The sequence below is a fragment of the Ruminococcus difficilis genome (assembly GCF_016680995.1).
The window spans coordinates 1-7,186 of sequence record NZ_JAEQMG010000110.1 but is presented as its reverse complement, the minus strand read 5'-3'; the positions used below and the strand labels follow the sequence as shown (position 1 = coordinate 7,186).

The 7,186-nt window shown below is 49.8% G+C and carries 9 protein-coding genes; 3 read left to right on the top strand and 6 right to left on the bottom strand.

Annotated elements, in window-relative coordinates:
• The 3 genes from JKK62_RS10560 to JKK62_RS17805 form a co-directional block, all read left to right on the top strand.
• A partial coding sequence (locus tag JKK62_RS10560) for an FtsX-like permease family protein (protein ID WP_207752175.1) occupies window positions 1–348 on the top strand: 348 nt, incomplete at its 5' end.
• Between the two features lie 22 nt (window positions 349–370).
• A complete protein-coding gene (locus JKK62_RS10555) occupies window positions 371–1,753 on the top strand; it encodes a murein hydrolase activator EnvC family protein (protein ID WP_201427862.1) in 1,383 nt (460 codons plus the stop codon).
• 12 nt (window positions 1,754–1,765) lie between these two features.
• Entirely contained in the window at window positions 1,766–2,986 is a 1,221-nt protein-coding gene (locus tag JKK62_RS17805) for a murein hydrolase activator EnvC family protein (protein WP_201427861.1), read from the top strand.
• A gap of 34 nt (window positions 2,987–3,020) precedes the next feature.
• Here JKK62_RS17805 and JKK62_RS10545 read toward each other — a convergent pair whose 3' ends face one another.
• The 6 genes from JKK62_RS10545 to JKK62_RS10520 form a co-directional block, all read right to left on the bottom strand.
• Window positions 3,021–3,692 carry a hypothetical protein gene (locus tag JKK62_RS10545; RefSeq protein ID WP_201427860.1) on the bottom strand — a complete coding sequence of 224 codons (672 nt, stop codon included), beginning with the start codon at window positions 3,690–3,692 and terminating at the stop codon, window positions 3,021–3,023.
• A gap of 73 nt (window positions 3,693–3,765) precedes the next feature.
• Complete coding sequence (locus tag JKK62_RS17510) at window positions 3,766–3,984, bottom strand: AAA family ATPase (protein ID WP_243411823.1); 219 nt, start codon at window positions 3,982–3,984, stop codon at window positions 3,766–3,768.
• A gap of 232 nt (window positions 3,985–4,216) precedes the next feature.
• Window positions 4,217–4,762: a hypothetical protein gene (locus JKK62_RS10535; RefSeq protein ID WP_201427859.1), complete on the bottom strand. Its 546-nt coding sequence runs from the start codon at window positions 4,760–4,762 to the stop codon at window positions 4,217–4,219.
• Window positions 4,759–5,790: a dockerin type I domain-containing protein gene (locus JKK62_RS17885; protein ID WP_201427858.1), complete on the bottom strand. Its 1,032-nt coding sequence runs from the start codon at window positions 5,788–5,790 to the stop codon at window positions 4,759–4,761. Before JKK62_RS17885 ends, JKK62_RS10535 begins: the two co-directional genes overlap by 4 nt.
• 856 nt (window positions 5,791–6,646) lie before the next feature.
• Window positions 6,647–6,958, bottom strand: coding sequence for a type II toxin-antitoxin system RelE/ParE family toxin (locus JKK62_RS10525; protein WP_201427857.1), 312 nt, complete (start codon window positions 6,956–6,958; stop codon window positions 6,647–6,649).
• Window positions 6,955–7,186 (bottom strand): phosphatase (locus tag JKK62_RS10520; RefSeq protein WP_207752174.1); only part of this gene is annotated, 232 nt, incomplete at its 5' end. The genes JKK62_RS10525 and JKK62_RS10520, both read right to left, overlap by 4 nt.

The following is a 7,186-nucleotide window of genomic DNA, read 5'->3' as shown; positions in this document are numbered from 1 at the left end:
TCGAACACCATCCGCGCGACTATGTACTCACGCCGCTTCGAAATCAGCATCATGAAATCTGTCGGCGCGACCAACTCATTTGTACGAATGCCCTTCCTTGTTGAGGGTATGGTCATCGGTCTGATTTCCGCGGTTATCGCCACAGGCGCTCTCGCCCTTGTTTATCAGGGCGTCGGCATGGTGGTCGAGAACGCTCAGTCGATGTTCGACTTCATTCCGTATCTTGACGTACTGCCTTACGTCGCCGCGGCGTTCACCGTATTCGGCGTGTTCGTCGGTTTCTGCGGCGGCTTCCTCTCGATCCGCAAATACCTGAAAATGGAAGGCAATGAAATACTTGGATGGTAATTCCCCGAAAGGAGCAGAATATATGAAAAGATTAAAAATGATTATCTGTGCAATGCTCAGCGTCTGCATCGTATCCGTACCGGCTTTCGGCTCGGTTGTCTCCGTCTCGGCGGAGGAGGACATCGACTCTCTCCGTGCACAGCTCATTGAGCTCAAGGAGAAGGAGTCCGAATATAAGACTATCCTCAGTCAGTCGGAGAGCGAGATCGCCGATCAGAAGGAGTATAACGACGCTCTTGTTGAGAAAATCAAGGTGCTCAGCGAGAAGATCAACCTCACCAACGAGTCTATCAGCAAGCTCAACGAAAGCATTGCCGAAAACCAGAAGAAGATCGATGAAGGCAACGCCAGCATCGAAGGTCAGCTCGACGCGCTCTGCACGCGTCTCAGAGCGATTTATATGGCAGGCAGCGCCAGCGACCTCGAGATCATTCTCGGCGCAAAGGATTTCTCTGACCTTATCGACAAAATGAACCTCGTCAAGAGCCTTTCGAAGTACGACCGGGATCTGATTGACCAGGTAAACACCAAGCTCGACGAAATTCAGGTGAGCAAGGACGCTATGCTCAAGGACAAGGAAGCGCTTGTAGCCGATCAGGAGTCGCTTGACGCCGATATGAAGGATCTCAACGACACTCTTGAGACCAACAAGGACAGACTTGCAAATCTTGAAATTTCAAAGACCGACGCCGAGAACGTTCTCAGCAGTCTCGGCGACAACAAGACCGAGCTTGAGGCAAATATCGCCAAGATCCTCGAGGAGCAGCAGGCGGAGGCTCAGAAGGCTATGGAGGCTGCAAAGAAAAAGAGCAGCTCATCGGAAAGCTCAGGCAATTCGGGCGGTTCATCAAGCGGTTCAGGCAGCTCGGGCGAGCAGAAGGCAACCGAGCCTGCAACCACTTCCGAAGAGGATCCCGAGCCTGCAACAGACCCGAGTCCCATCTACACTCCCGATCCCACACCCTCGAGCGGCAGCTATGTATGGCCGGCTCCCGGCGTTTACTATATCAGCTCAGACTACGGCGATTCCGCTGACAGAGGCTACAGCCACAGCGGCGTAGATATCGCGGGTCCGATGTACAGCAGCATCGTTGCGGCTGACAGCGGCACAGTCATCGCGACCTATTCGGGATGCACCCACAACTGGGGCAAAAACGGCGACTGCGGCTGCGGCGGCAGCTACGGCAACTACGTAATGATCGACCACGGCAACGGCAAGTGGACAATCTACGGACACCTCGCGAGCGTAAATGTGAGCGAAGGCACCACTGTTTCCGCCGGACAGCAGATCGGCACGATGGGTTCCACCGGTCACTCCACAGGTCCGCACCTCCACTTTGAGTGCCGTCTCAACGGCTCCACTTATGATCCCGACGTTGAAATCGGCTACAGGGCTTTGATGTAAAAGGCGGCGGCAATGACAAAATGTAAGAAGTTTTTCTGTACATTGCTCAGCGTTTGCCTTGTTGCCCTTCCGCTGACCGGAACAGTGTTTACCGCGTCCGCGGAGGATTCGGCAGAGGAAACCGTGGAGGAAACCACCACCGACACCCGTTCTTTGGCAGAGAGAATTTCGAACCTCGGTCAGAAGAAGGAAGAATACGAGAAGATCCTTCAGAAAAACACCAAGGAAATCGCGGACAAAGAGGAGTATACTACCGCTCTTACCGAGAAAATAAAGGTGCTCAGCGAGAAGGTCACGCTTACCCGTGAATCCATCACCAATCTCACCGACAGCATCTCCACCAGCCAGAGCGAGATCGATCAGGCAAATTCCGATATCGAGGGACAGCTCGACTCTCTGTGCAAGCGGCTGCGCGTTATCTATATGGCAGGCAGCGCCAGCGATCTTGAGATCATCCTCGGCGCAAAGAGCTTTTCGGATATGATTGACAAGGTCAACCTTGTAAAAACGCTTTCGAAGTACGACAAGGATCTGATTGAAAATCTCAGCACCAAGCTCGCCGATATTGAGGATAAAAAGACCTCGATGCAGGCGGACAAGGAACAGCTGCAGAAGGACGAGGAAACCCTCAGCACCGATTTGGCAGACCTCAACAAAACGCTTGAGGAAAACGAAGCGCTGCTCAAAAAGCTGCGCGATTCCTCGGCGGAGGCACAGGACTTCCTCGCCGACGCGGACAACGAGGAAACTCTTATGGAGGCTCAGATCCGCAAGTATTTTGAGAAAAAGTCGCAGGAAGGCAATATCATCAGCACCGGCAAATACGTTTGGCCGTGTCCGGGATTCTATTATCTCTCCTCGGTATTCCACGAGAACCGAACCTCCTATTTCCACGGAGGAATCGACATAGCCGGCGGCGGAATCATGGGTTCGCCTGTGCTTGCTGCGGACGCCGGAACGGTTATCGCCGTATTTACCGGCTGTACCCACAACTGGGGCAAGGAAAAATGCTGCGCCTGCGGCAGCTACGGCAACTACGTGATTATTGACCACGGCAACGGCAAGGAGACAATTTACGGTCACCTCACCAGCGCGGGCGTTCAGTCCGGCGATACCGTTAAGCAGGGTCAGGTAATCGGTTTGGTAGGTTCCACCGGCAATTCCACGGGACCTCACCTTCACTTTGAGTGCCGTCTCGGCGGCGAGAAATACGACCCCATGACAGAATTTTAAAATAACTCAGGGCGAGCTTCGTGCTCGCCCCTTTTTATTGGAATATTACTTGCTTGCCGTGCATGTCAATTATGAGCTTTTTGTCGGCGCAGCCGTCCTTTTCGATGTAATAATGATCAACCGGGAAAAACAGCGACGGCTTGTTTTGGCTTTTTTGCAGCGTTGTGATATAAGTCGGTTTTTCGCCGTTCACGGTAATTTCGTTTTCGGTATTATCCGGATTTCGACTTGTTATCAGAATCAGATAAAAGGTTTTGTTCGCCTGAGTGTTTGTTACGGCGATACAGGAGATTTTCTCGTCCGCTTTGCCCGAGGTACGCGTATAGCAGTGGGTTGCGGAGTACGCGTCGCAAATGCCGTATCCGCCGTTTCGGATATTCAAGGTATGGATCTTTCCGTCGCAGGACGCCGCAAAAGCGCAGTCGCCGTATTCGCGCAAATACAGCTTGTCCGACGGGACCGCACTGTATCGGAACGAATCCTCTATGGTCGAAAAGGTCATGAAGTGCTCCTCATACGGAACAAAGGCAGCCGCGCCAAAGCAGGTGATGAGCGCGGTGAAAATAGCCCATCCCGAAATTTTTTGGATATTGGGTTTATCAGGGTTTGTGCTTTTGCCGACGCGCAGGACTCCCGTCAGCAGAAGAACGGGAAAGATGATAAGTCCCGCGAGAAGAATGATGATAACACGAAATAAATAATACATTTAGGCGACCTCGGACGCAAAGGAATAACTGATGATATTTCGGCAGACGACGGCGCGTACTGCACCTCGTCGATCAGCACCGGAGGAGCGTAACGCTGTAAAACAGCTCCGGGTCTTTCTGCGCCAGCGCACGGATGGTGGGGTTGTCCAGACTGACGCGCTTGCGCTCGGGCTCCGCCATGCGTTCCAGCAGGGTGGACTTGCCGACCTGCCGCGGACCTGTCAGGAGAAGCACCGGGAATGTGTCGCTGATATTCCGCACGGTTTTCTCAATCGTTCTTTCATAATACATATGAAGCACCTCAATTTAGCAAATCTAAACTGCTACTTTAGATTCTACTAAAAGCAAATTCTTTTGTCAATATAAAATCAGCTTTCATTTTTTTCAACTCGCTACCATCAATTCACATGAGAGAGCCGTTCAAATCAACGCATACAACTCAACCGACCGCCGCCGCGCCATGGAAAACACCCATTTCATTTTTTCTTCTGTTGGAATCATTATCCTTTATACGCTGTTGCAATCAGAAGGTCAGAACATCTTTCAGACACAGATCAGTCGGATCGGCACCCGGCGCAGACATCGGGGAACGACCGCTTGCAAAGCACCAACTATCTGTTGTGTCAACGCTTGTGAAGAAAATAAGTGTAGATGCTCCGAACGAGAAAACATCCGTCTTTTCGCTTGCGAGGACATAATATTGTCCCGAGGGCTTGAATTGGTAGATTTCGGTATAGCCGACAGAGTTGAGATAGTCAGCTACATTCATGCCGTTTGCTCTTGCCGCTTTACATATCTCATTGATCTGCGCCGGAGAAACACTGTAGTTGTTCTTGAAGAAGGATTCATACGAAAGAGCCCAGTAGCCGAAATTGACCCAATCATGGTAATGCATGGTGAATACTTTGTTCTCATTGCCGTGGTCGATGAAGGTCTTAGGGTCAATACTGTTGATTTTTTCGCACTCGCGGAAAACGTCGGCGCAGGTTTGCGAAAGCTGATTCTCCATGTTGACGATGTCGTTGTAGTGATTATTCTTGATCAGTTTGGAATAATCCTCCCGAATCACGCCGAGGGTGAGATTGCGTCGTCGATGGTGACATTGCCGTCGCCGTTTGTGTCGGCGGCTTTTTTCTGAGTATTGTCAAGCTCAACAAGCTCGGCGACCGCTTTTTGTATCATGGTAGCGTCGTCGATCGTCACCTTGCCGTCGCCGTTCACGTCGCCAATCATCGTCTGAGCATTGGGCTTAGCCGCTATCACGGCTTTCTTAGAGAGCGTTGAGCCGTCGTATATTCCCAGCGAGGGCGAGCTGTCCCATGTAGCCGAGCTCTTTATCTCACCACCCTTGGGCGTGATGATTTCAGCATCGTTGAGAGTGATTTCGCCTAAGTAATTAATTGCGCTGTTGCTGCCCTCTGCGGTTACGTCCGAACAGTTGATTGTCAATTTCTTTCCGCTCGGAGAAGAACCGCCGTTTATACCGATGCTGCCGCTCACATTCAGCGCGGTTTTGTCTACGGTAGGCTCGATATCTCCGTCTCCGTCGTATGAGATACCGCTGCTCTTGCCTGTCACGGTCAGCGTACCGCCGCCGGTGATGGTGGCGTTCTGAGTCAGCTTAATGCCGTTTACCTCTCTGCCTATGATACGGCAATCGCCCTCGACAACGATATTCAGACCCTTTATGCCGAAGGTCGCGCCCTGCGCTGTTTTGGTTCCTGTATCGATGATCGCGTTTTTCAGGGTCAGCGTGGACTTACCGTCAAATGTGATTTCCATTTCACCGTTTTTAAACCGCTCCTTCGCCTCGCTGCTGTTTTGGGCGATGACCGGAGTGAGGATGTCAATGTTATCGACCGTTATCTGAGTGCCCGCGAGCCAGACGTCATAGCTGATCGGCTTAAAGATAAAGCTGTTATCATCGGCGTAAAATTCGGCGGCAGTGCCGCTTTTGCCCCTGATGATGAAGCTTGTGTCTTTCTCCTCGCCGGTATGGAAGCCGAAAGCCATGCCGCCGATATTGGTGACGTTCTCGGGGATCGTGACCGTACTCAGGTTTGTTGCATAGAACGCTTTTTGTCCGATAATCTTCACACCGCTGCCCAGTTCCGCTGATATGCCCCCTGGGTAGACATTTTTTGAACGTATACCCAGCCACATCGCAGCCGCTGAAAAAAGACGTGCGGTTTTCAGCTCTGAAAACATGGTCGGGCAGCGGTCAAAGACCACGTAACTCACGTGCGCAAATAAGCTATTCTGCACGTGATATCCCTGATAATGAAATGCAATTGACGTGCGTTTCGCACGTGGAAAACACTGTTTTTATTCAAATTGGCGTTTTTGTGTTGAAAAATGCTTGACAAAATCGCGTGTCTGTGGTAATTCTGTGGTAATATATCTCTTGCAGTGAGTTAATGTCATTATGCAGCAACTAAATATTTAGGGGTATAGCTCAGTTGGTAGAGCAGCGGTCTCCAAACGTCAACCGTGACTCAATTCCCCGCATTATTACTGGATTTCTCAGGCTTGAAACGTCGGTTTCAAGCCTTTTTTCGTGTTTTGATTTTTGCAAGTCGATAAAGTTATTTATGCAAAATCGAGATCAAAACCAGCAAAAGATTTCGCTACAGCATCAAAAGACCAGCAATTTTTCATTAGGTTGGAAAGAGCGATTATTCCTCGCCAAAAATCCACGGCTGATACTTTTTAGAGTTAGTTCATCTCAAATTTCATATCGGTCTCGCCCATCGAAAACCAATTAAATTTATTCCTCATCATAAATCTAAATTCTATCCAAATAAAGATTGAAACGCTGCACTCACCAAGTAATGTCAAGTGCAGCGTTCATAGTTTAATTTGTAAATGCTCTCAACCTGTCGTCAGTATTTTTTGCACGTTAGAAAACAGCTTTTCTTTGATTTAGCATCGCAAATTTTGACCGATAGGCAGCTCATATCTCTGACAACAGGTAAAGCAAATAATCTGTCCTGCCATCCATGATACGGATAACACTGACTGAGTTTTTATCAACTCTATATATGGCAATGTAATTTGAGAGGATTAAATATCTCAAGTCTGTTTTCTGCCCAATCTTCGAGGACAAATCCAACCCCAAGTATGGATTTGATTTCAGATTTGAACACCCCTTCAGTAATCTCTCGACGATTCTCGCTGCTGCTTGAGGATTTGCCAGTTCGTTTTTGACGTAATTCTTTATCTCATGTAAATCCTGCCGGGCTCGCGGCGTATAGCGCAAAATCATGCCTGCACTCCGAATTCAATCAACATATCTTCTTCCGAAATCCAATCCGATTCCGACTTTACGCTGTCCTCGCCTGCCTTGATATCCGCAAGCAAAAGCGCAATTGCCTGCTGACGCATAACTTCCTCGCTGTTTTGATTCATTAGAAACGGCAGTCCGCCTACATTGAGCGACTGCTGAAAGAATGCGTTTACCGCGTCGGTCAATGTCATTCCGCATTTCGCATAT

Bases quoted from the DNA above. Each gene is read 5' to 3' on its own strand.
- JKK62_RS10555 (WP_201427862.1), top strand. From the start codon at position 371: ATGAAAAGATTAAAAATGATTATCTGTGCAATGCTCAGCGTCTGCATC.
- JKK62_RS17805 (WP_201427861.1), top strand. From the start codon at position 1,766: ATGACAAAATGTAAGAAGTTTTTCTGTACATTGCTCAGCGTTTGCCTT.
- JKK62_RS10545 (WP_201427860.1), bottom strand. From the start codon at position 3,692: ATGTATTATTTATTTCGTGTTATCATCATTCTTCTCGCGGGACTTATC.
- JKK62_RS17510 (WP_243411823.1), bottom strand. From the start codon at position 3,984: ATGTATTATGAAAGAACGATTGAGAAAACCGTGCGGAATATCAGCGAC.
- JKK62_RS10525 (WP_201427857.1), bottom strand. From the start codon at position 6,958: ATGATTTTGCGCTATACGCCGCGAGCCCGGCAGGATTTACATGAGATA.